Raw genomic sequence first — 23,326 nt, forward strand, 5'->3', positions numbered from 1 at the left:
CCATGGTGATCACTCCTCACACCCCCGCCCAGCTGTGGATATCTCGGGCAGGGTAGGTTGAACACCTGGGTCAAATTTGGGTCGGCAGGGCCCTCACGGGTGGGTCAAATTTCAGTCGGCGTCAACAATCTTTGATGCGATGCGCCGTTTCGATAGCCCCGCGCGACTCAACCCGACGCAGCGCCGCTAGCAACTCCGGCGCTTCGATATCGGCAATGGGCCGACGACCGATCCACGGAAATGCATCCTGCTCCAGACGAATTCGGGTCCGCTCGGCATGCCCCTCACTGACCTTCACTTGATGGACCGTCTTGAGCCAATCGCGTGCAACCGCCTCGAATGAGTTCTCGGGCGGAACTCCCGCATCAGCCAAACGCTCGGCATGGCGTTGGGCCTCCAACTTAGCCTTGGCCTCCTGACGCGTTGCACTTGGGTCGATGCCTTCAGCAACCTGCTTGCGCGCCGCGTCGGCCTTCTTTCTGGCCAGGGCCAGCCCGACATCAGGATAGGTCCCCAAGCTCAGGATGTTCCGGCGACCGTTCAGGCTGTACGCAAAACGCCAGCCATGGGATCCGCCTTTGACAAAAAGTTGAAGATAGAGGCCTGCACCGTCATTGATGCGCTTGCGCTCGTCACCCGGCTTGATCGCCTGAAGAGTCCGGTCGCCCGAAATAAGCTGCTTCGCCATGGCCCTACCCCACCAAAGGTGCAAGAACTTTTGCCTGCAAGAACTCGTATTTTAGGAGTTCTTGCAAAAGTTCTTGCACCAATCGCAGGAAGTCAGTGGACATCGCGGGACAGCGTGGAACAAAGAAAAAGGCCTAAGTCGTTGATTGACTTAGGCCTTTTGGACTTCAGCGAACTTCGCTGAACTCTGTAATGGTGGAGCCGGGGGGAATTGAACCCCCGTCCGCAAGCCATCACCGGGCAGATCTACATGCTTAGCCGGCTGGTTTGAATCTCACGGTCAACTCGCGCAGTGGCACGCTAGCTTTCCCGCCAGTCACTTGATCTCACGCCCGACCGAGTGACCCGGTCAGACGCCAGCCGATGTGAGTGACTTCTCAGCCTTGCCCCTTGCGGAACTCAGCCCGGCCCATCGGCCTGCCGTTGAGAAGCTCATCCGCAATTAAGCGGCGAGTGCGAACGTAGAGTCGTTTGCAGTTACTTTGTTTCCAGTGGTTTTACGAGCGGACTGGTGCTCGGCATGCCCTACTCCGGATCCGCACCCACGTCGAAACCAGGTCGGCCCCAGAGCCACGTATTTTAGGCCAGTCCCAGCTGCTTCAAGAGGTCGCCCGGCGCAATCAGTTCAAGGTCGGCATTCCAGCGACGGTGATCCGCCTGCGGGCCAAGGTAGCCCCAGGTCGCAACCGCAGTAGCCATGCCGGCCGCGCGCCCCGCGGCGACATCGCGCTCGTCGTCGCCCACGTAGAGACAGTCCTGAGGTGATACGCCCAGCCGTAGCGCCGCCTCCAGCAGCGGTGCGGGGTGGGGCTTGGCATGGCCGGTCGTGTCGCCACCGACGACCACTCGCGCCCCGAGTCCAAGCGCTTGGTTGAGCGGCAGCGCGAAGCGCTCGGCCTTGTTGGTGACGATGCCCCACAAAAGTCCGGCCGCCGACAGGCCAGCCAGCTCGGCAGGGATGCCGGCAAACGGCAACGTGCTGTCGTGCATCAGCGCCTCGTAGCGATCGAGGAACTCGCGCTTGAGTGCCTCGTACTCGGCATGGTCGGGCGCGACGGCGAACGCCTGCCCCAGCATGCCGCGCGCGCCCGAGCCGCCATGTGGCCGGCACTGCGCCAACGGCAGCGGTGCCAGCCCGCGGTCGACACGCATCGCGTTCGCCGCGCGGGCCAGGTCCTCGGCGCTGTCGATCAGCGTGCCGTCGAGGTCGAACAGCACGGCCCGCAGATGCGTCCAGCGCGCGCCCAGCGGCTTCACAGCGGACGCTGGCAGGCGATGAGGTAGTTGACGCCGGTATCGCTGCCTATGCTGTAGCGCTGCGTCAGCGGGTTGTAGCCGAGGCCACGGCTGGCCTGCAGTTCGAGGCCGGCATCGCGGCAGAACTGGGCCAGCTCGGACGGCTTCAGGAAGCGCGCATACTCGTGCGTGCCCTTGGGCAACATGTTCAACACGTATTCCGCGCCCACGATGGCCAGCAGGAAGGACTTGGCATTGCGGTTCAGCGTGGAGAGGAACACCCAACCACCAGGCTTGACCAGCGCCGCCAGGGCGCGCACGACGGAGGCCGGGTCAGGCACGTGCTCCAGCATCTCCATGCAGGTGACAGCGTCGAACGAAGCCGGCTGCTCCTCGGCCAGTGCTTCGACAGCGATCTCGCGGTACTCGACGCCTTCGGTGCCTGCCTCCATCGCATGCAACTCGGCCACCCGCAGGGGCTTGGTGGACAGGTCGATGCCCAGCACCTGCGCCCCCACGCGAGCCATCGAATCACTCAGGATGCCGCCCCCGCAACCCACGTCGACGACGCGCTTGCCCGCCAGCGGGCACAACTGCTGAATCCAGCCCAGCCTCAGCGGATTGATCTGGTGCAGCGGCTTGAAATCGCTCTCGGGGTCCCACCAACGGTGGGCCAGCTCGCCGAACTTGGCGAGCTCTTGCGGGTCGGCATTGATCGTCATGACAGATTCAGAAAAAGGAAAAGCCCCGACGGGCGGGCCGTGCGGGGCTTTGCGCAAAGCGCCCGAAGGCGCAGAGCTTACTTGTTGCGCGTACCGACGACTTCGATCTCGGTGCGACGGTTCTTGGCGCGACCTTCGGCTGTCTTGTTGTCGGCCACAGGTTGCTTCTCGCCCTTGCCTTCCGTGTAGACACGGTTCGGCTCGACGCCGTGCTTCACCAGATAAGCCTTGACAGCTTCCGAGCGGCGAATCGACAGCTTCTGGTTGTATTCGTCGCTGCCCACCGAGTCAGTGTGGCCCACGGCAATGATGACTTCCAGATTGATGGCCTTGGTCTTGCTGACCAGGTCATCCAGCTTCGCGGTAGCTTCGGGCTTCAGCGTCGACTTGTCGAAGTCGAAGAACGCGTCAGCGGCGAAAGTAACCTTTTCGCTGACCGGAACGACCGGCGGCGGGGGTGTCACGGGCTTCGGAGGAGCCGGCGGAGGCGACGGGGGCGGGGGAGCGACCGGCTTGGGCGGCTCGACCTTCGGTGCGGGCTTGATTTCGCCGTCGCAACCCTGGGCAGCCGTGGCCGGCGTCCAGAAGTTGTCGCGCCAGCAGTATTCGTTCGTGCCGTTCTTCCAGACGGTACCGTCGGTTGCGCGCCAGTTGTCGATGGTTTGCGCCGACGCGCCGGACGATGCCGCAACGGCGACTGCAGCCACCGCAAACAGCGACGCCACGCGATTCAGTTTCTTCATGATTCTCCTCTCAAGGAATGCCGCAGTTGCCCTGCGAGAGTCAGTACTCAAACCGCAGGAGAGCCTTTAGGGTTTCTCCTAGGGACTCGACGATTGTGCCATGGGGCCACCGAGACAAACGCATTGTGGCGGCCTACGTTCATGGGCACGGCGGCGATGTTGCGCTGCTGCTACAAGGTAGCGAGCCGCATAGAATCCGCACCTTTCGCCACCCCTGATGCCGCCCGCCGTGAGGCCAGGCCGCGCACGCAGAAGATCGAGCCCGCATGACCCAGTTCGCCAAGGAAACCCTGCCGATCAGCCTTGAGGAGGAGATGCGCCGCTCCTACCTCGATTACGCGATGAGCGTGATCGTCGGCCGAGCCCTGCCCGACGCCCGCGACGGCCTCAAGCCGGTGCACCGTCGCGTGCTCTACGCGATGAACGAGATGGGCAACACCTACAACGCCAAGTACCGCAAGTCGGCACAGGCGGTGGGTGAAACGATGGGTAAATACCACCCTCACGGCGACTCGGCTATTTACGACACGATCGTCCGCATGGCGCAGCCGTTCAGCCTGCGGCACATGCTGATCGACGGTCAGGGCAACTTCGGCTCCATCGACGGCGATAACGCCGCGGCGATGCGATACACCGAAATCCGCCTCGACAAAATCGCCCACGAAATGCTGGCCGATATCGACAAGGAAACTGTCGACTTCGGCCCGAATTACGACGGCAGCCATAAGGAACCCCTGGTCCTCCCGACCCGTTTGCCGAATCTGCTGGTAAACGGCTCGGCGGGTATCGCCGTGGGCATGGCGACGAATATCCCGCCGCACAACCTCAACGAAGTCGTCGACGCTTGCCTGTTCGCTCTTCGCAAGCCGGACTGCACGGTTGACGAGCTGATGGAGATCATCCCGGCACCGGACTTCCCGACCGCCGGCATCATCTACGGCCTGGCCGGCGTGCGCGACGGTTATCGCACGGGCCGTGGCCGCGTGGTGATGCGAGCCAAGGTGCACTTCGAGGACATCGACAAGGGCAACCGGCAGGCGATCATCGTTGACGAGATCCCCTATCAGGTCAACAAGAAGAGCCTGCTGGAGCGCATCGCCGAGCTGGTGCACGAGAAGAAGATCGAGGGCATCAGCCACATCCAGGACGAGTCCGACAAGTCGGGCATGCGCGTCGTCATCGAGCTCAAGCGCGGTGAAGTCCCCGAGGTGGTGCTGAACAACCTCTACAAGCAGACCCAGCTGCAGGACAGCTTCGGCATGAACATGGTCGCGCTGGTCGACGGCCAGCCCAAGCTGTGCAATCTGCGCGACATGGTCATCGTGTTCCTGGAACACCGCCGCGAGGTGGTGACCCGCCGCACGATCTTTGAACTGCGCAAGGCCCGCGAGCGCGGCCATGTGCTGGAGGGCTTGGCCGTTGCGCTGGCCAACATCGACGAGTTCATCGAGACCATCAAGACGTCGCCGACACCGCCGGTCGCCAAGGCGGCGCTGATGTCCAAGAGCTGGGACTCATCGCTGGTGCGCGAGATGCTGTCCCGCGCCGAAGGCGGCAGCCAGGCCTATCGACCCGAAGGCCTTGAAGCCCAGTTCGGCATGCAGCCCGACGGCCTCTACCGCCTGTCCGAAGCGCAGGCCGGCGAAATCCTGCAGATGCGCCTGCAGCGCCTGACCGGCCTGGAGCAGGACAAGATCGTCGGCGAATACCGCGACGTGATGGCCGAGATCGCCGACCTGCTGGACATCCTGGCCACGCCGTCCCGCGTGACCACGATCATCGGCGACGAACTGACCCAGCTGAAGACCGAGTTCGGCCAGACCAAGGTCGGCGCACGCCGCTCGGTCATCGAGCACAACGCGCAGGAACTCGGCACCGAAGACCTGATCACGCCGACCGACATGGTCGTGACGCTCTCGCACACCGGCTACATCAAGAGCCAGGCGCTCAGCGAGTACCGCTCGCAGCGCCGCGGCGGCCGCGGCAAGCAGGCCACGGCGACCAAGGATGACGACTGGATCGACCAGCTCTTCATCGCCAACACGCACGATTGGATCCTGTGCTTCTCCGACCGCGGCCGCGTCTACTGGCTCAAGGTCTGGGAGGTGCCACAGGGCTCGCGCAACTCGCGCGGCAAGCCCATCGTCAACATGTTCCCGCTCCAGGCCGGCGAGAAGATCACCGTCGTGCTGCCGCTGACCGGCGAGTTCCGCAGCTTCCCTGAAGATCACTTCATCTTCATGGCCACGGCCATGGGCACGGTCAAGAAGACTTCGCTGAAGGACTTCAGCAACCCACGCAAGGCCGGCATCATCGCCGTCGACCTGGACGAGGGCGATCACCTGATTGGTGCTGCGCTGACCGACGGTCGCCACGACGTGATGCTGTTCAGCGACGGCGGCAAGGCCGTGCGCTTCGACGAGGACGACGTGCGCCCGATGGGCCGCACCGCCCGAGGCGTGCGCGGCATGATGCTGGAGCCCGACCAGCGACTGATCGCCATGCTGGTGGCCGAGGACGAGAACCAGTCGGTGCTGACCGCCACCGAGAACGGCTACGGCAAGCGTACGGCCATCACTGAATACACCCGCCATGGCCGCGGCACCAAGGGCATGATTGCCATCCAGCAGAGCGAGCGCAACGGCCGCGTCGTCGCTGCAACGCTGGTGCACGCCGAGGACGAGATCATGCTGATCACCGACAAGGGCGTGCTGGTGCGCACCCGCGTCGCCGAGATCCGCGAACTCGGCCGCGCGACACAGGGCGTCACGCTGATCGCGCTGGACGACGGCGCCAAGCTGTCGGGCCTGCAACGCATCGTCGAGAACGACGCCAACGACACCACCGAGCCTGATGGCGCCGCCGATACCGGCGAGGCCAGCGACACCCCCGAAGCCCCCAAGGACTGACATGACCTCTCGCAAGCTGGGCCTGGCCCTTGCTCTCGCCCTGGCCGCCGGCACCGCGCTGGCCCAACCGTCGCCGGCCAAGAAGGCCTTGATCGACAAGATCGTGGCGCTGCAGCAGCATGGCCTGGGTGACGGCCTGTCCGCCAGCATCATCCAGGCGCCGCTGGCGCAACTGACGCAGGCAGGGCGCCAAGCCCTGCAGCAGGTGCCGACCGAAAAGCGCGAGGCCACGGCCAAGGCCATGGACGCCGAGCTGAAGAAGTTCGTCGACGAGAACGTGCCTTACCTGAAGGACAAGATCTCCAAGGCCGTGCCGGCTACGGCTTCGGCGCTGCTGGACGAACGCTTCAACGAGGACGAACTGAAGCAGATCCTGGCCTGGGCAGAATCCCCGGTGAGCCAGAAGTTCGGCATGGCCAGCATCGAGCTGCAGAAGGCCATCGCGCAGAAAGTCATGACCGAGGCCGGCCCGACGCTGGAAGGCCGCTTCAAGACGCTGCAGGGCAACCTCGCCAAGCAGCTCGGCATACCGCCCCAGCCGCAGGCCGGCTCCGCACCCAAGCCCGCAGCCTCCGCCGTCCCCAAGAAGTAAGCCTGCAGCCACCCCATCGATGACCTCAGCCCGTCCGTTCAATTTCGCCCCCGGTCCTGCGACCCTGCCGGAGCCCGTCCTGCGCCAGGTCGCTGCCGAGATGCTGGATTGGCACGGCAGCGGTATGAGCGTCATGGAGATGAGCCACCGCGGCAAGGAGTTCGGCAGCATCCTCGAGGCCGCCGAGCGCGATCTGCGCGAGCTGCTCGCCGTACCAGCCAACTTCCGCATCCTGTTCATGCAGGGCGGTGGCCTGGGCGAGAACGCCATCGTGCCGATGAACCTGAGCCGCGGCGGCAAGGTCGATGTGGTCGTCACCGGCTCGTGGTCGCGCAAGAGCGCGGCCGAGGCGCGCCGCTACGCCGACGTGCAGATCGCCGCGGACATCGGCAAGACCGGCGTCATCCCGCGCGACTGGGCGTTGCGCGACGACGCGGCCTACGTGCACGTCTGCACCAACGAGACCATCGACGGCGTCGAGTTCCATGAGCTGCCGCAGCTTGCCACCGGCGTACCGCTGGTCATCGACGTGTCCTCGCACCTGCTGTCCCGCCCCATCGACTGGAGCCGTGTGGGCCTGGCGTTCGGTGGCGCGCAGAAGAACATCGGCCCGGCCGGCATGACCATGGTCTTCGTGCGCGACGACCTGCTGGGCCACGCGCTGGATATCTGCCCCTCGGCCTTCAACTACGAGACCGTGGCCGCCAACCAGTCCATGTTCAACACGCCGCCGACGTTTGCGATCTACGTCGCCGGCCTGGTGTTCCAGTGGGTCAAAGGCCTGGAGTACGCCGGCAAGCGCGGCCTGGCCGCCATCGAACAGCGCAACATCGACAAGGCCGCCCTGCTCTACGGCGCACTGGACGCGTCCGGCTTCTTCAAGAACCACATCGACCCCAGCTGCCGCTCGCGCATGAACGTGCCCTTCCTGCTGAAGGACGACCGCCTCAACGAGACCTTCCTTGCCGAGGCCAAGAGCGCCGGCCTGCTGTCGCTGAAGGGGCACAAGTCCGTGGGCGGCATGCGCGCCTCCATTTACAACGCGATGCCGCTGGAAGGCGTGCAGGCGCTGGTCGGATTCCTGAAGGACTTCGAGGCCCGTCATGGTTGAACCTGTCGCCTCCCAGGCCCTGCTCGCGCTGCGCGACCAGATCGACGGCCTCGATAAACAGCTGCTGCAGCTGCTGAACCAGCGTGCCCGCGTGGCCGAACAGGTCGGCGAGATCAAGCGCGCCGAGGGCACGCCGTTCTTCCGCCCGGACCGCGTCGCCCAGGTCATCGACAAGATCCGCGCCGCCAACCCCGGCCCGCTGAAGGCCGACCACGTGTCGGCGATCTGGCGCGAGATCATGTCCGCCTGCCTGGCGCTGGAGTCGCCGCAGCGCGTCGCCGTGCTGGGCCCGGTCGGCACGTTCTGCGAGCAGGCCGCCATCGAGTACTTCGGCGGCGCGGCCGACATGACGTATTGCGCGACCTTCGACGAGGTCTTCCACGCTACCGCGTCGGGCAGCGCGCAGTTCGGCGTCGTTGGCGTCGAGAACATGACCGAGGGCGTCGTCACGCGCTCGCTGGACCTGTTCCTGCACACGCCCTGCCACGTCGTCGGCGAGGTCAGCCTGCTGATCCGCCACAACCTGATGCGCAAGGAGCCGTCGATGCACGGCATCGAGGCCGTGCTGGCGCATCCGCAGGCGCTGGCCCAGTGCCAGAACTGGCTGAACAAGCACCTGCCCGACGTCGAGCGCCGTGCCGTGTCCAGCAACGCCGAGGGCGCCCGCCTGGCCGCGACGAACCCGGCCTGGGCCGCCATCGGCGCCGAGCGCGCGTCGACGCTGTTCGGCCTGCACATCACGGCCCACGCCATCCAGGACGAGGCCTACAACCGCACGCGCTTCGCCGTCATCTGCCTGCCACAGACCATGGCCACGCCGCCTGCCACCGGCCGCGACTGCACCAGCCTGGTCGTCTCCGTGGCCAACCGCCCGGGCGCCATGCACGACCTGCTCGTGCCGCTGAAGAAGCACGGCGTGTCCATGACACGCCTGGAGTCCCGCCCGGCACGCAACGGCCAGTGGGAGTACTACTTCTACATCGACCTCGACGGCCACCCCACCCAGCCGCACGTGGCCGACGCGCTCGCCGAGCTGCGCCAGATCTGCGCCTTCTTCAAGATGCTGGGCGCCTACCCGGTGAAGAACTGATGTTCCAACAGCTCGGCGTCATCGGATGCGGCCTGATGGGCGGCAGCTTCGCGCTGGCGATGAAGAAAGCCGGCCTCGTCAAGCGTGTCGTCGGCTACAGCAAGTCGCCGTCGACGACCAAGCAGGCCAAGAAGCTGGGCGTCATCGACGTCGCGGCCGAATCGGCGCTGCTGGCCGTGTCGGGCTCGGACATCGTGCTGATCGCCGTGCCGGTGTCGGCCACCGAGAGCACGCTCAAGGCCATCCGCCACCTGGTCAATCCCGGCGTCCTCTTCATGGACGTGGGCTCGACCAAATGCGACGTCATCGAGGCCGCGCGGCGCGCGCTGGGTGAGCGGGCCGCCAGTTTCGTGCCCTGCCACCCCATCGCCGGCAAGGAGTCGGGCGGCGTGCAGCACGCCGACGCCACGCTGTACGAGGGGCGGCAGGTCATCCTGACGCCGCAGCCCTTCACGAACCCGCAGCTTGTGCAGCTCGCAACCGATGTCTGGTCAGCGCTGGGCACCACCGTGCTGAAGATGCGGCCGCACAACCACGACGCGGCGTTTGCCGCCGTCAGCCACCTGCCCCACCTGCTGGCTTTCGCCTACTTCCAGGCCATCGCCGAACAGCCCGCCGCACGTGACTACCTCAGCCTCGCCGGCCCGGGCTTCCGCGACTTCACCCGCATCGCCGCCGGCGAGCCGTCGGTCTGGCGCGACATCCTGCTGGCCAACAAGCACGAGGTGCTGGCCCAGTCCAAGCGCTTCCGCACGATGCTGGACCAGCTCGAAGCGCTGATCGAAACCGGCGACGCCGCCGCGCTGGAGGCCGCGCTGCGCCCCATCGCCGAAGGCCGCGCGGCCTGGAACCTTCCCTCCCTTCCCGCAGTCCCTCCCGGCCGTCCCGCGGCTAAGTGATGTTCAAGATCCCCTTCCTCGACCTGCCGCCGCTGCGCGGTGCCGCGGGCACGGTGCGCCTGCCCGGCTCCAAGAGCATCTCCAACCGCGTGCTGCTGCTGGCGGCGCTGAGCGAAGGCAAGACCTTCGTGCGCGACCTGCTGGCGTCGGACGACACCGCCGTCATGCTGGAATCGCTGCGCACGCTGGGCTGCGGCGTCTGGCGCGAGGGCGACGCGGTCGTCATCGACGGCCTGGGCGGCCGGCTGCGCGCCAAGGACGCCAAGCTCTTCCTCGGCAACGCCGGCACCGCGATGCGCCCGCTGACGGCCGCGCTGGCCGTGCTGGCCGCCACGCAAGGCGGCAGCTTCGAGGTCTCGGGTGTGCCGCGCATGCACGAGCGCCCCATCGGCGACCTCGTCGACGCGCTGCGCGGGCTGGGTTGCGAGATCGACGACCTGGGCAACCCCGGCTACCCGCCGCTGCGCCTGCGCGGCCCGTCTGCCCTCGCGCTGGACACGCCCGTACGCGTGCGCGGCGACGTGTCCAGCCAGTTCCTCACCGCGCTGCTGCTGGCGCTGCCGCTGGTGGCCGAACGCGACATCCGCATCGAGGTCATCGGCGAGCTGATCTCCAAGCCCTACATCCAGATCACGCTGGCGCTGCTGGAGCGCTTCGGCATCGCCGTGAAGCGCGAGGGCTGGGCCGCCTTTGTCATTCCGGCCGGCAGCCGCTACGTCTCGCCCGGCGAGGTCTTCGTCGAGGGCGACGCGTCGTCGGCGTCCTACTTCGTCGGCCTGGGCGCCATCGCCGCGGTCGACACGCCGATCCGCATCGAAGGCGTCGGCAGCGAGTCGCTGCAGGGCGACGTGCGCTTCATCGAGGCCGCCGCCGCGATGGGGGCCGAGGTCAAGACCGGCCCGAACTGGCTGGAGGTCCGCCGTGGCGCCTGGCCGCTGAAGGGCATCACGCTGGACTGCAACCACATCCCCGACGCGGCGATGACGTTGAGCGTCATGGCGCTGTACGCCGACGGCCCGACGACGCTGACCAACATCGCCAGTTGGCGCGTCAAGGAGACCGACCGCATCGCCGCGATGGCGACCGAGCTGCGCAAGCTGGGCGCGACGGTCGACGAAGGCCCGGACTGGATCCGCGTGCAACCGCTGCAAAGTTGGAAGGCGGCGTCCGTCCACACCTACGACGACCATCGCGTCGCGATGTGCTTCTCGCTGGCCGCCTTCAACGGCCTCGTCACCGACGCTGCGGTGCCGGTGCGCATCCTCGAGCCGCACTGCGTCGCCAAGACCTTCCCGGACTACTTCGAGACGCTGTTCGGTGTCGTGACGGCCAACGCCGCCGACATTCCCGTCATCACGATCGACGGCCCCACCGCATCCGGCAAGGGCACGCTGGCCGACGAGGTGGGCAAGGCGCTGGGCTTCGGCGTGCTGGATTCCGGCGCGCTGTACCGCGTCACCGGCCTGGCCGCGCGCCGCGCCGGCCTCAACCTCGACGACGGGCCAGCCGTCGCGTCCATCGTGCCGACGCTGCAGCTCCGCTTTGCCGATGGCCTGGTCTTCCTGGGCCAGGAAGACGTCACCGCCCGCCTGCGCGCCGAGGCCACCGGCCTGCTGGCCTCCCAGGTCGCCGTCCACCCCGAGGTGCGCCAGGCGCTGCACCAGTTGCAGCTGGACTTCCGCCGCCTGCCCGGGCTGGTGGCAGACGGCCGCGACATGGGCACGGCCATCTTCCCGGACGCCACGCTGAAGGTCTTCCTGACCGCCAGCGCCGCGACGCGCGCCGAGCGGCGGTATAAGCAATTGATTTCCAAAGGGATTTCCGCTAATATCAAAGGCTTGCGCGAAGATTTGGAGGCGCGGGACGAACGGGACAAGAACCGCTCGGCCTCGCCTCTGGAGCCCGCGCAGGACGCGCAGCTGCTCGACAACTCGGCGCTGACCATCGAAGCCTCGGTGGATCAGATGCTGGTTTGGTGGCAAACGCGCCGGCCGTTCTGATCGGAATTCAATAAACCGGTCGGTTCGGCCCAGGCCCGAGAAGCCACGGCCCGCCCTTCTTCCCTCCGAACGTCAGTTCACCGAGAGGGGCGATGTCAACAACTCAACCCGCAGCTCGTCTGCACGCCGCGTCGGGGCTCCCCGCCGCACAAGGTCCATCAACATGTCCCAAACCCAAACCGCCGCTTCCGGCATGGAATCCTTCGCCGCCATGTTCGAGGAGTCGCTGCAGCGCTCCGACATGCGCGCTGGCGAAGTGATCTCGGCTGAAGTCGTTCGTGTCGAACACAACTTCGTCGTCGTCAACGCAGGCCTCAAGTCCGAAGCCTACGTGCCTATCGAAGAGTTCAAGAACGACCAAGGCGAACTGGAAGTCCAGGTCGGCGACTTCGTCTCCGTCGCCATCGACGCCATCGAAAATGGCTACGGCGACACCATCCTGTCGCGCGACAAGGCCAAGCGCCTGGCATCGTGGCTGAGCCTGGAAACGGCCCTGGAGTCCGGCGACTTCGTGACCGGCACCGTCTCCGGCAAGGTCAAGGGCGGCCTGACTGTTCTGGTCAACGGCATCCGCGCCTTCCTGCCCGGATCGCTCCTGGACACCCGCCCGGTGAAGGACATGAGCCCGTTCGAGGGCAAGACCATGGAATTCAAGGTCATCAAGCTCGACCGCAAGCGCAACAACGTTGTGCTGTCGCGTCGTGCCGTGGTCGAAGCCTCCATGGGTGAAGAGCGCGCCAAGCTGCTCGAAACGCTGTCCGAAGGCGCCATCGTCAATGGCGTGGTCAAGAACATCACTGAGTACGGTGCGTTCGTGGACCTGGGCGGCATCGACGGCCTGCTGCACATCACCGACATGGCCTGGCGCCGTGTCCGTCACCCGAGCGAAGTGGTGACGGTCGGTCAGGAACTGACCGCCAAGGTCCTGAAGTTCGACGCCGAGAAGAACCGCGTCTCGCTGGGCATCAAGCAGCTGGGCGACGACCCGTGGTTCGGCGTGGCCCGCCGCTACCCGACCAGCACCCGCCTGTTCGGCAAGGTCACGAACATCGCTGATTACGGCGCGTTCGTCGAGATCGAACCGGGCATCGAAGGCCTGGTGCACGTCTCCGAAATGGACTGGACCAACAAGAACATCGCCCCCAGCAAGCTGGTCTCGCTGGGCGACGAAGTCGAAGTCATGGTCCTGGAAATCGACGAAGACAAGCGCCGCATCAGCCTGGGCATGAAGCAGTGCAAGGCCAACCCGTGGGAAGAGTTCGCCGAGAACGTCAAGCGCGGCGACAAGGTCAAGGGTCCGGTCAAGTCCATCACCGACTTCGGCGTGTTCGTGGGCCTGGCCCAGGGCATCGACGGTCTGGTGCACCTGTCCGACCTGTCTTGGGACGAGTCCGGCGAAACCGCCGTTCGCAACTTCAAGAAGGGCCAGGAAGTCGAAGCCGTCGTGCTGGCCGTGGACGTCGAGCGCGAGCGCATTTCGCTGGGCATCAAGCAGCTGGACAGCGACCCGTTCACCGCCTACACCACGATCAACGACCGTGGCGCCTCGGTGACCGGCAAGGTCAAGACCGTCGACCCGCGCGGCGCTGAAGTCGAGCTGGCCGAAGGCGTGATGGCCTACCTGCGCGCTTCGGAAATCTCCCGCGACCGCGTGGAAGACGCCCGCAACGTGCTGAAGGAAGGCGACGAAGTCACCGCCGTCATCGTCAACGTGGATCGCAAGACCCGCAACATCCAGCTGTCGATCAAGGCCAAGGACAACGCCGACCAGCAGGAAGCCATGCAGCGCATCAGCCAGTCGAACGAGCGTGAAAACGCCGGCACGACCAGCCTGGGCGCCCTGCTCCGCGCCAAGCTGGACAACCAGGGCAACTAAGCCCTCGCAGCCCGCCCGGCCTGCTTGCAGGCCGGGTATGCTCCCCACAGGCTCGCCGGCCTCGCCAGCGGGCCTGTTTCAATTGAAGCCCACGAAGGCAACCACAGCGCCACGGCGTCCGCCACTTTCCGTGCCACTGTGACTGCCTTTTGAATCGAGCCCTCACATGACCCGCTCCGACCTCGTCGCCGTGCTCGCCGAACGATTTGGCCAACTGACCCAGCGCGATACCGAGTTCGCGGTCAAGACCATCCTCGACGCGATGAGCGACGCGCTGGCGCGCGGCCACCGCATCGAGATCCGCGGCTTCGGCAGCTTCTCGATCAGCCGCCGCCCCCCCCGCGTGGGCCGCAACCCACGCAGTGGCGAGCAGGTCATGATCCCCGAGAAGCTGGCCCCCCATTTCAAGCCCGGCAAGGCGCTGCGCGAGGCCGTCGACAAGCATCTGCCCGTTACCGACGCCTGAGCCGACCTGACGCAAAATCCCGGGCCATGCGCACCCTCGTCTGGCTCCTGCGAGCCCTGCTCTTCTTCACGCTGTTCGCGTTCGCGCTTAACAACAGCCACGACGCCACCGTCCGCTGGTTCTTCGGCCACGAGTGGCGTGCGCCACAGGTCATCATCGTGCTGCTGGCCTTCGGCCTCGGTGCCGCCTTCGGTGTGCTGGCCATGGTGCCGTCGTGGTGGCGGCACCGCCGCGCCGCCCAGCGCATCGAGCCCCTGCCCACCGCTCCCACCCCGGCGCCCGACGCGCCCGCAACGCCCTTCGCCGCCCACCAAGATGGAGTTTGATCCGCGCTGGCTGCTCTTCGTCCTGCCCGTCGTCTTCGTCCTCGGCTGGCTGGCCTCCAAGCTCGATTCCAAGCAATGGAAGCTCGAACAGCGTGAGTCGCCGAAGGCCTACTTCAAGGGCCTGAACCTGCTGCTGAACGAGCAGCAGGACAAGGCTATCGACGCCTTCATCGAAGCCGTCCAGAACGACCCCGATACGTCCGAGCTGCACTTCGCACTCGGCAGCCTGTTCCGCCGCCGCGGCGAGACCGAGCGCGCCGTGCGCGTGCACGAGCACCTGCTGCGCCGCGGCGACCTGCCCAAGACCGACCGCGACCGTGCACAACACGAGCTGGCGCAGGATTTCTTCAAGGCCGGCCTGTTCGACCGTGCCGAGGCGGCCTACGCGGAACTGCGCGGCACTGCCTTCGAGCGCGAGGCCCGCCTGGCATTGCTGTCGCTGTACGAACGCTCGCGCGACTGGTCCAAGGCCGCCGAAGTCGCTGCCGAGCTGGAAGCCGCCGGCACCGGTTCGTTCTCGGGCCGAATCGCGCATTACCTCTGCGAGCAGGCGCTGGTCGCGCAGTCCCAGGGCCATGGCGACCTCGCGCTGGAACTGCTGGGCCAGGCCCAGCGCCGCGAGCCCGAAGCCGCCCGCGCCTACGTGCTGCAGGGCCAGTTGCTGCTGAAAGCCGGCCAGGCCGAAGGTGCTCTGGCCGCATTCACCCGGCTGCTGACGGCCAACCCGCCAGCGTTCAATCTCGTCGCTGCCGACTGCGCCGCGGCGGCCAGGTCGCTGGGCCAGCCGGAACGCGCCATCACGCTGCTGACCGAGCAATACCAACGCGCACCTAGCATGCACCTGCTGCGCGCCCTGTCCACGCTGCAACCCGAACCGCAACGCGAGCGGCTCGCCGCGCATCTGCGTGAACAGCCCGCGCTGTCGGCCGCGACCGAGCTGCTCAAGCTCAATGCCGCCGCCCTGCCTGCCGACGAGGCCGGCCCGATGGTGCAGACACTGGAGAAGGCGACGAAGCCATTGCTGCGCTACCGCTGCGCCGCCTGCGGCTTCGAGGCCGCCCACTATTTCTGGCAGTGTCCCGGTTGTCTGAACTGGGACTCTTACCCCCCGCGCCATGTCGAAGAACTCTAAGCGCACCATCGTCTGCATGAAGTGGGGCACCAAGTACGGCCCCGAGTACGTCAACCGCCTGTACGCGATGGTGCGCCGGCACCTGAAGGGCGAGTTCTCGTTCGTCTGCCTGACGGACCGCACCGAAGGCATCCGCGGCGAGGTGACCTGCTTTCCCATCCCCGAGCTGATGCTGCCCAACGGGGAGCCCGAGCGCGGCTGGAAGAAGCTGACGACCTTCAGCCCCGTGCTCGTCAACGAGTACGGCCTGAGCGGCACGGCGCTGTTCCTGGACCTGGACGTCGTCATCGTCGACGACATCACGCCGTTCTTCGAGGTGCCGGGCGAGTTCCTCGTCATCCACGACTGGAAGCGTCCCTGGCGCATCACTGGCAACTCGTCGGTCTACCGCTGGGAACTGGGCGCGCATCAGGACGTGCTGACCGAGTTCGTCGCCGACCAGGCCAAGGCCAAGGCCGAGTTCCGCAACGAGCAGGCCTTCCTGTCCGCCGTGCTGCACCGCCAGGGCAAGCTGCAGTACTGGGACGCCGCCTGGTGCGCCAGCTACAAGTACCACTGCATCCCCGCCTGGCCCACCAGCTACTGGCGCGACCCGTTCGTGCCGAGCGGCGCGCGCATCCTGATCTTCCACGGCGTCATGAACCCGCCCGACGCGCTGGCCGGCCGCAGCAACGGCAACTGGCGCCACGCCCGCCCGGCGCGCTGGATCGCCGATCACTGGCGCGAGTGACCGCGCGCCCTTCAACGTTTGCCGAGGTTTGGCACCCATGAGTTCCCTGTTTCTCCGCAATCTCGATGAGCACCTGCAGCTGATGCAGGTCCTCGGCACGCTCGACGCGCCGGTGTCGGCCGCCGGCAAGCGCCTGGCCGCCGTGCTGAGCGCCGGCGGCAAGATCATGTTCTGCGGCAACGGCGGCTCGGCCGCCGACAGCCAGCACCTGGCCTCCGAACTGACCGGCCGCTTCATCAAGGACCGCCGCCCGCTGGCCGGCCTGGCGCTGACGACCGACAGCTCGGCGCTGACCTGCATCGGCAACGACTACAGCTTCGACGACGTCTTCGTGCGCCAGGTGCAAGGCCTGGGCCGCGCCGGCGACGCGCTGATCGGCATCTCGACGTCGGGCAACTCAGGCAATGTATTGAAGGCCGTCGAAGCCGCCAAGGCGATGGGCATCTTCACGCTGGGCCTGCTGGGCCGCGATGGCGGCAAGCTGGGTGCGCTGTGCGACGCCAGCATCGTCGTGCCGCACGGTGTCACCGCCCGCATCCAGGAAGCGCACCTGCTGATCGGCCACACGCTGTGTGGCGTCATCGAAGCCGAGATGGGCGTCGGCCAATGAGCGCCCCCCTCCCCAGCAAGGAACAGCTCGCGGCGCGCCGCGTGCTCGTCGTCGGCGACGTGATGCTAGACCGCTACTGGCACGGTGCCGTCGAGCGTATCTCGCCCGAGGCACCGGTGCCCGTCGTGCGCGTGGAGCGCGAGGAACTGCGCCTGGGCGGCGCCGCCAACGTCGCGCTGAACGTGCGCACGCTCGGCACGCGGGCCACGTTGCTGACCGTCGTGGGTCAGGACGAACCCGCCCAGCAGCTGCGCCGCCTGCTGCACGAGCGGGACATCGAGACCGTGCTGCGCGACGACAAGCAGCTGCACACCATCGTCAAGTTGCGCGTCATCGGCCGCGCCCAGCAGCTCATCCGCATCGACTTCGAAAACGAGCCCGACCACGAGGTGCTCGGCGAGATGCTGGACGCCTTCGAGGAACAGCTGCCGCGCCACGACCTCGTGCTGTTCTCCGACTACGGCAAGGGCGGCCTCACGCACATCCCGCGCATGATCGAACTGGCCCGCGCGGCCGGCAAACCGGTGCTGATCGACCCCAAGGGCAGCGACTACCGCCGGTACGCGGGCGCCAGCGTCATCACGCCCAACCGCGGCGAACTGGCACAGGTGACCGGCAACTGGAAGGGTGAGCCGGACCTGCTGGCCAAGGTGGGGAAGCTGCGCGCCGACATCGGCGTCGGCGCCGTGCTGCTGACGCGCTCCGAGGAGGGCATGACACTGTTCGACGCCACCGGCGTCACGCACGAGCCCGCGCGCGCCCGCGAGGTGTTCGACGTGACCGGCGCCGGTGACACCGTCATCGCCACGCTGGCCGCGCTGCTGGCTGCGGGCGTGACGATGCCCGACGCGATGCGCCTGGCCAACAAGGCCGGCGGCATCGTCGTCGGCAAGTTCGGCACGGCGACGGTCAGCTACGAGGAGCTGGCCGGATGAGCGCTCTGGAGGACAAGCTCATCGACGCCGCCGCGCTGGACGACGCAGCGCTGACCGCCCGGCTGGGCCGGCTGGCCCGCCCGATGGTGTTCACCAATGGCGTGTTCGACGTGCTGCATCGTGGCCACGTCGCCTACCTGCACGACGCCCGCGCGCAAGGCGCCAGCCTCGTCGTAGCCGTCAACTCCGACGCGTCGGCACGCATGCTCGGCAAGGGCCCTGACCGGCCGCTGAACCGTGACGTGGACCGTGCCCTCGTGCTGGCCGGCCTCGCGTCGGTGGACGCCGTGCTGTTCTTCGACGAGCGCACGCCCTGCGAGCTGCTGCAACGCGTGAAGCCGCAGCTCTACGTGAAGGGCGGCGACTACGACATGGAGCAGCTCGAAGAGACCCGCCTCGTGCGCTCCTGGGGCGGCGACGCGCTGGCCATTCCCTTCGTCGACGGCTACTCGACGACCGCGCTCGTCAACCGCATCCGCAAGCAGAGCTGATGCGCCCCGCCGCCTTTCTCGACCGCGACGGCGTCATCAACATCGACCACGGCTACCTGTACCGCTGGGAAGACTTCGAGTTCGTTCCTGGCGCCGTCGACGCGCTGCGCCGGCTGCAGGCTGCCGGCTATGCCCTCGTCATCGTGACCAACCAGTCCGGCATCGCCCGCGGCTACTACGACGAGGCCGCGCTGCAGACGCTGCACGACGCGCTGCGGGCGCACCTCGCCGCACAAGGCGTCACGCTGGACGCCATCGAGCACTGCCCTCACCTGCCCGAAGGCTTGGTCGCCCGCTACGCCATCGACTGCGACTGCCGCAAGCCCGCGCCCGGCATGATCCTGCGCAGCGCGCAGGCGCTGGGCATCGACCTGGGCCGCTCGCTGATGTTCGGCGACAAGCCCTCCGATATCGAAGCCGGCCAGCGCGCCGGTGTCGGCCGTTCGGTGCTGCTCGCGAAGAACGCCAACCTCGCGGCCGCCAAGGGTGGGCAGCCCGCGTTCGCCAGCCTTGCCGACGCGGTCGACGCGCTGCTCCATGACTGAACCCCTCATCGCCGACCTGCGCGGCCGCGTCGCCCTCGTCTGCCTGGAAACACGCCACCTGGGGCTGGCGATGAACGCCATCCGCCGCTGCACCGAGCGCTTCCACTTCGACGAGATCCTGCTGTTCACCGACCAGGACTGGGCCGTGGACGGCGTGACGATCGTGCGCTGCGAGCCCATCCGCTCGGCGGAGGAATACTCGAAGTTCATGCTGGGCGATTTCCACCGGCACATCCGCGCGCCGCACTTCCTCGTCGCGCAATGGGACGGCTTCGTCATCCATCCCGACAAGTGGCGGGAAGACTTTCTGGACTGGGACTACATCGGCGCGCCTTGGCCACACCGGGACTACGCCGTCGGCAACGGCGGCTTCTCGCTGCGCTCGGTACGGCTGCACCAGGCCGTGTCGACGCTGCCGCAGCCCGAATGCCACCCCGAAGACTCGTTCATCTGCCTGTGGAACCGCCCGCAGCTGGAGGCCCTCGGCATGCGCTTCGCGCCGCTGCCCCTGGCGCGTGAGTTCTCGGCCGAGACCGACGGCTACGAATACCAGCCCTTCGGCTTCCATCGCTTCGGCAACTTCAACGAGGCCTACGACGAAGCCGGGCTGGTGGCCTTCCTGCGCGCCGCACCGGACGAGATCGTGCGCTCCACCGAGGGCCGCGTGCTGCTGAAGAAGTCGCTGCTGCTGGGGCGCCGGTCCGTCGTGCAGGAACTCCTGTTGCGCCGACTGGCGGGGCCGCTGCGCATGCGCATCGACACGCTCTGGATCACGCTGCGCTACGGCCTGCGGCGCGTCTTCTCTCGCTAATCGAGCAAGCCCAGCTCGGCCAGCACACGCGCCTCGACGTCCGCAGCGCTGATGTCCGCCAGCCGCGGCGCCTGCAGCATGTGCACATGCTCCGGGTCATGTTCCAGCGGCGGCCGCGGGCCCAGCACGACGAAGGCATGCGTGCCGACGCCGGCCGCAAACTGCACGGCGCCGGTGTCGTTGCCAATGCAGGACTGCACCAGCGACAGCGCCGCCACGCTCTCGGCCACCGTGCTGTCGGTCATCGTCGCGACGAGGCCGCGCAGCGCCGGGTCGACGCGTGCCTGGATGGCCGTCGCCAGCTCGCCTTCCGCCGGCCCGCCCAGCAGCAGCACGCCGTGGCCCCGCGCGGCCAGCCGGTTGGCCAGCTCGACGAAGTTGCCCTCACCCCACTGCTTGTACGGTTCCGACGCACCGATGGCCAGCGCGTGCAGCGGCCGCCGCAGCGGCGCGAGGCGCTCACGCATGCGCTCCAGCGCATCGGGCCGCACGCTGATGCGCGGCACGATGGGCGCGCTGCAGAAACCCTGGGCGATGCAGAAGGCCGTCGCGTCCTTGTAGCCGGCCACGGCGGGGCCGCGGTAGCGGCTGATCCACGGCGATTTCGTCAGCAGCCTCCGCTGCAGCCAGGTATCGCCGAAGCCGATGATGGTGCGGATGCCGGCGCGCCAGCAGGCGAGGATGGCGCGGCCTGGGTGGTCCGAGAACAGCACCATGCGGTCGAAGCGCTTGGGCGCCAGCTCGGCGCCGAAGCGCAGCACGCCGCCCCAGCCGCTGTGGCGGCCCTTGCGGCGCTCGCTCTTGCGCGGCCGGCGGTCGAAGTCGATGACCTCGCGCACCCAGGGCTCGTGGCCGACCAGCTCGCGCGCCATCGTCGTCGGCGCGACGATGACGCTGACCTGGCCGTCGCGGCTCTGCTCAGCCACGCAACGGAAATACTGCGCGTGCCAGACCAAGTCGCCCATGCCGTTGAGCTGCAGTTGCACCGCCGTATGAGGCCTTGTGTCAGCCGCCCCGCGGCTCGCCGGAGTGGCACCAAAGTGATTCATGCGGAAGAAGGTCGTCGGTCTGCGGAGATGGCCTGCGCCAGCAACGTATCGTAGCGCTGGCGCATCAAGGCCTGGCCGTGTTCGGCCAGCGCGCGCTGGCGAGCGCTGGCACCGAGTCGATCAGCCAGCGCCGGGTCCAACAGCAGCCTCTCGACCGCCGCCGCCAGCGCATCGGCGTCGCCCTCCGGCACCAGCAGCCCGGTCTGCTCGTGATCAAGCACACCGCGCACACCGATGACATCGGATGCGATGCAGGCACAACCCGAGGCCATGGCCTCAACCAACGCCAACGGCATGCCCTCGAAATGCGTGGCTAGCACGAAGATGCGCTGCGAGCGCAGGAGCCCCGGCATGTCAGCGTGATGCCCCAGGAACCGCACCTGCGCCTGCAACCCACAGCGTGCAACCTGGGCCTGCATTCGGCCCATCAGCGGCCCAGTACCGGCCAGTTGCAACGGCGGCTTCAGCCCCCGCACCACGAGCCGGGCCAGTGCAGCAATCAGCGTGGCATGGTCCTTCTGGCGCGCAAACCGAGCCGACATGACCAGGCCGGCTTCACGCTCACCGCCGGGACCAGCAAACCGCGAGAGGTCGATGCCGTTGGGAATCGCGATGGTCTTCTCGGGTGGCAGGCCTTGCGCGATCAGCCTCTGGCGCACGCCCTCGCTGACGCCGACCAGCGCGGCGCTCACGCGCGCGAGCCGCCGGCTCAGCCAACGACTCCAGAGCGAGTAGCGCTCGCGCGAGTTGTGCTCGACCTGGATCATCACGCGCACCCCGGCCCGCAGGCCGGCACGACGGCCGATCAGATGCTCCGGAAAGCCGTGCGCCAGCAACGCCGCCGGCTGCAGCTCGCGCAGCAGGCGGGCGAGTTCGGCAATGGTGGGCAGGTGTGACCAACCGCCCGACACGACCATGACCGTGAGCCCACGGTCTTGCAGCGCGTCGATGCGGGACTGCGGCGTTTGACGCTTTCGCCGCAGCACCAGGACCGGCTCGTAGGGGCCATCGCGCAGTGCGGACATGCACAGGTCGATGGCCACCTGCGTGGCACCAGAAAAGCCGCCGGTGACGAAGTGGACGACCTTAGGGCGCGCTCCAGGCGGAATGTCGTTCGGCATGGGCGCGGAGTTTAGTGAGCTTGACCAACGCGCTCATCGCCTAGCCCACCGCCCTCACTCAGGGGCGACTGCAACAAGTCTGGCGGCCGGGTGGCTCATTGCTGCTGGTTCCCGTTGTCCGAAGGAGGTGTATCGCTTCCTGAGCTAGATGAGCTAGCCCACGGGTAGCAACCTCCCGGGTAGTCGCTAAGTTTATCAAGACGGTATTCGCTGATGACATCATTAAAACCATAGAGAGACAAGTTGTCCCAATATCCAGGCCCAAATCTCTTAGAGACAGTCGTGCCCGGATGGAAATCCCCAATTGTATTGTCGTTCCAAACTACCAAGCAATAACCGGACGGCACATAGAGTGAAGAAATTTGGTCATTCATATTGCCAATAGAGCCGTTTAGGTTTGTGCCGCTCCAATGGAGTGGAGCAACACGAGCGGCACGCCCTCTTTGGTTGGAGTCCACATACAACCGGGCCACACCATCCTCGTCGCACCTATCACCCGGCCGCACCACAAAAGCCTGCACGGAGGAGGTTATGTTGCTAGCGCCGTATATCCCCAAGTCTGTATGCGCCCCTCGGTCAAAAACAATGCACCGCCGGTAAATTGGGAATCCGCGTTAAGGATCAAACAAGTGTTCGGCCCGACAACAACGGATTTGATTGAATCCTGAAATTGTGTGCCGGCCAGATCATTATCCCCTACGGTTCCAACGATACCAACTGATCGACTTGCGCCTTCAAACGCCTGGCCCACGTAAACCACTGCTCCAGAACTGGTCAGCACCGGCGGTGTCGCAGCAAAAATATTGAAGGAGAGAATAATCCCCCCAGCAGCAAAAAGGAACTTTTTCATACATCCACTCCACTGAATTTTCTGACTAAAGAGCCCAAGTAACTCTCGGGCAATCGAAATTTACTCCAACATCTTGAAACGTTAGGTGAAACAATTTGTAAATCATCTCCGAGCCCATTGAATTGCGCCCCGCGGTGATAGGCGAGAGACGAGCCAACCAAACTGGCATATCAGCCACCAGGGAATCACATGTGCGCAGAGAATGAAAATAATTTTGCGGCCAGGTTAAATTTTGGCGTTGCCACCGAAAATCTGAGCACGGCGATGACTGAAAACTCGGTCCATTGATTCGCCTCGAAGAGAGAAGCGGAGCCTCTCGAAATCCAAAACGCCACGGTGATCACGGTCAATCGAGAAGTCAGCACTTAATTCGCAGCGCTGCGGCGTAGTTATCG

The 23,326-nt window shown here is 66.4% G+C and carries 23 protein-coding genes and 1 other RNA gene; 16 read left to right on the forward strand and 8 right to left on the reverse strand.

Annotation, left to right across the window (positions count from 1 at the left end):
- Positions 1-121: 121 nt before the first annotated feature.
- The 5 genes from ACG04R_RS03540 to ompA all read right to left on the reverse strand — a co-directional run bounded on the left by ACG04R_RS03540 (position 122) and on the right by ompA (position 3,388).
- Complete coding sequence (locus tag ACG04R_RS03540; RefSeq protein WP_394406491.1) at positions 122-688, reverse strand: tyrosine-type recombinase/integrase; 567 nt, start codon at positions 686-688, stop codon at positions 122-124.
- 192 nt (positions 689-880) lie between these two features.
- Positions 881-1,253: a transfer-messenger RNA gene (gene ssrA, locus ACG04R_RS03545) on the reverse strand.
- A gap of 13 nt (positions 1,254-1,266) precedes the next feature.
- Entirely contained in the window at positions 1,267-1,935 is a 669-nt protein-coding gene (gene gph / locus ACG04R_RS03550; RefSeq protein ID WP_394407255.1) for a phosphoglycolate phosphatase, read from the reverse strand.
- Positions 1,936-1,940: 5 nt separating this feature from the next.
- Positions 1,941-2,645, reverse strand: a complete 705-nt coding sequence (gene ubiG, locus ACG04R_RS03555; protein WP_394406492.1) for a bifunctional 2-polyprenyl-6-hydroxyphenol methylase/3-demethylubiquinol 3-O-methyltransferase UbiG — start codon at positions 2,643-2,645, stop codon at positions 1,941-1,943.
- Positions 2,646-2,722: 77 nt separating this feature from the next.
- Positions 2,723-3,388 (reverse strand): outer membrane protein OmpA, encoded by a 666-nt coding sequence (ompA, locus tag ACG04R_RS03560; RefSeq protein ID WP_394406493.1) that lies wholly within the window; start codon positions 3,386-3,388, stop codon positions 2,723-2,725.
- Between the two features lie 266 nt (positions 3,389-3,654).
- Here ompA and gyrA point away from each other — a divergent pair, with 266 nt between their 5' ends.
- The 16 genes from gyrA (at position 3,655) to ACG04R_RS03640 (ending at position 19,911) form a co-directional block, all read left to right on the forward strand.
- Positions 3,655-6,297 carry a DNA gyrase subunit A gene (gyrA, locus tag ACG04R_RS03565; RefSeq protein WP_394406494.1) on the forward strand — a complete coding sequence of 881 codons (2,643 nt, stop codon included), beginning with the start codon at positions 3,655-3,657 and terminating at the stop codon, positions 6,295-6,297.
- Between the two features lies 1 nt (position 6,298).
- Positions 6,299-6,889 (forward strand): DUF2059 domain-containing protein, encoded by a 591-nt coding sequence (locus ACG04R_RS03570; protein ID WP_394406495.1) that lies wholly within the window; start codon positions 6,299-6,301, stop codon positions 6,887-6,889.
- A 19-nt stretch (positions 6,890-6,908) separates the two neighbouring features.
- Positions 6,909-8,000 carry a 3-phosphoserine/phosphohydroxythreonine transaminase gene (gene serC / locus ACG04R_RS03575; protein WP_394406496.1) on the forward strand — a complete coding sequence of 364 codons (1,092 nt, stop codon included), beginning with the start codon at positions 6,909-6,911 and terminating at the stop codon, positions 7,998-8,000.
- A complete protein-coding gene (pheA, locus tag ACG04R_RS03580) occupies positions 7,993-9,090 on the forward strand; it encodes a prephenate dehydratase (RefSeq protein ID WP_394406497.1) in 1,098 nt (365 codons plus the stop codon). The genes serC and pheA overlap by 8 nt, the downstream gene beginning before the upstream one ends.
- The gene (locus ACG04R_RS03585; protein ID WP_394406498.1) at positions 9,090-9,989 is read left to right on the forward strand and encodes a prephenate dehydrogenase; all 900 of its coding nucleotides are present in this window, start codon (positions 9,090-9,092) and stop codon (positions 9,987-9,989) included. Before pheA ends, ACG04R_RS03585 begins: the two co-directional genes overlap by 1 nt.
- Positions 9,989-11,989, forward strand: a complete 2,001-nt coding sequence (locus ACG04R_RS03590; RefSeq protein WP_394406499.1) for a bifunctional 3-phosphoshikimate 1-carboxyvinyltransferase/cytidylate kinase — start codon at positions 9,989-9,991, stop codon at positions 11,987-11,989. The genes ACG04R_RS03585 and ACG04R_RS03590 overlap by 1 nt, the downstream gene beginning before the upstream one ends.
- 163 nt (positions 11,990-12,152) lie before the next feature.
- Positions 12,153-13,865 (forward strand): 30S ribosomal protein S1, encoded by a 1,713-nt coding sequence (gene rpsA / locus ACG04R_RS03595; RefSeq protein ID WP_394406500.1) that lies wholly within the window; start codon positions 12,153-12,155, stop codon positions 13,863-13,865.
- Positions 13,866-14,031: 166 nt separating this feature from the next.
- Positions 14,032-14,331, forward strand: a complete 300-nt coding sequence (locus ACG04R_RS03600) for an integration host factor subunit beta (protein WP_056202110.1) — start codon at positions 14,032-14,034, stop codon at positions 14,329-14,331.
- Positions 14,332-14,357: 26 nt separating this feature from the next.
- The gene (locus ACG04R_RS03605) at positions 14,358-14,657 is read left to right on the forward strand and encodes a LapA family protein (protein ID WP_394406501.1); all 300 of its coding nucleotides are present in this window, start codon (positions 14,358-14,360) and stop codon (positions 14,655-14,657) included.
- On the forward strand, positions 14,647-15,789 hold the full coding sequence (gene lapB / locus ACG04R_RS03610) for a lipopolysaccharide assembly protein LapB (protein ID WP_394406502.1): 1,143 nt from the start codon (positions 14,647-14,649) through the stop codon (positions 15,787-15,789). The genes ACG04R_RS03605 and lapB overlap by 11 nt, the downstream gene beginning before the upstream one ends.
- Positions 15,773-16,519 (forward strand): glycosyltransferase, encoded by a 747-nt coding sequence (locus ACG04R_RS03615; RefSeq protein WP_394406503.1) that lies wholly within the window; start codon positions 15,773-15,775, stop codon positions 16,517-16,519. The genes lapB and ACG04R_RS03615 overlap by 17 nt, the downstream gene beginning before the upstream one ends.
- Positions 16,520-16,556: 37 nt before the next feature.
- Positions 16,557-17,129 carry a D-sedoheptulose-7-phosphate isomerase gene (locus ACG04R_RS03620; RefSeq protein WP_394406504.1) on the forward strand — a complete coding sequence of 191 codons (573 nt, stop codon included), beginning with the start codon at positions 16,557-16,559 and terminating at the stop codon, positions 17,127-17,129.
- Entirely contained in the window at positions 17,126-18,064 is a 939-nt protein-coding gene (gene rfaE1 / locus ACG04R_RS03625; RefSeq protein WP_394406505.1) for a D-glycero-beta-D-manno-heptose-7-phosphate kinase, read from the forward strand. Before ACG04R_RS03620 ends, rfaE1 begins: the two co-directional genes overlap by 4 nt.
- Entirely contained in the window at positions 18,061-18,555 is a 495-nt protein-coding gene (gene rfaE2 / locus ACG04R_RS03630) for a D-glycero-beta-D-manno-heptose 1-phosphate adenylyltransferase (protein ID WP_394406506.1), read from the forward strand. Before rfaE1 ends, rfaE2 begins: the two co-directional genes overlap by 4 nt.
- Positions 18,555-19,100: a D-glycero-beta-D-manno-heptose 1,7-bisphosphate 7-phosphatase gene (gene gmhB / locus ACG04R_RS03635; protein ID WP_394406507.1), complete on the forward strand. Its 546-nt coding sequence runs from the start codon at positions 18,555-18,557 to the stop codon at positions 19,098-19,100. The genes rfaE2 and gmhB overlap by 1 nt, the downstream gene beginning before the upstream one ends.
- Positions 19,093-19,911, forward strand: coding sequence for a DUF5672 family protein (locus tag ACG04R_RS03640; protein ID WP_394406508.1), 819 nt, complete (start codon positions 19,093-19,095; stop codon positions 19,909-19,911). Before gmhB ends, ACG04R_RS03640 begins: the two co-directional genes overlap by 8 nt.
- Here the strand turns inward: ACG04R_RS03640 and ACG04R_RS03645 are convergent.
- The 3 genes from ACG04R_RS03645 to ACG04R_RS03655 all read right to left on the reverse strand — a co-directional run bounded on the left by ACG04R_RS03645 (position 19,908) and on the right by ACG04R_RS03655 (position 22,931).
- On the reverse strand, positions 19,908-20,897 hold the full coding sequence (locus ACG04R_RS03645; protein WP_394406509.1) for a glycosyltransferase family 9 protein: 990 nt from the start codon (positions 20,895-20,897) through the stop codon (positions 19,908-19,910). The genes ACG04R_RS03640 and ACG04R_RS03645 overlap by 4 nt on opposite strands.
- A gap of 59 nt (positions 20,898-20,956) precedes the next feature.
- On the reverse strand, positions 20,957-22,081 hold the full coding sequence (locus tag ACG04R_RS03650) for a glycosyltransferase (protein WP_394406510.1): 1,125 nt from the start codon (positions 22,079-22,081) through the stop codon (positions 20,957-20,959).
- A gap of 529 nt (positions 22,082-22,610) precedes the next feature.
- Positions 22,611-22,931: a hypothetical protein gene (locus ACG04R_RS03655; RefSeq protein ID WP_394406511.1), complete on the reverse strand. Its 321-nt coding sequence runs from the start codon at positions 22,929-22,931 to the stop codon at positions 22,611-22,613.
- Positions 22,932-23,326: the final 395 nt, after the last annotated feature.

The organism is Pelomonas candidula, from assembly GCF_043555985.1.
GTDB lineage: Bacteria > Pseudomonadota > Gammaproteobacteria > Burkholderiales > Burkholderiaceae_C > Pelomonas > Pelomonas candidula.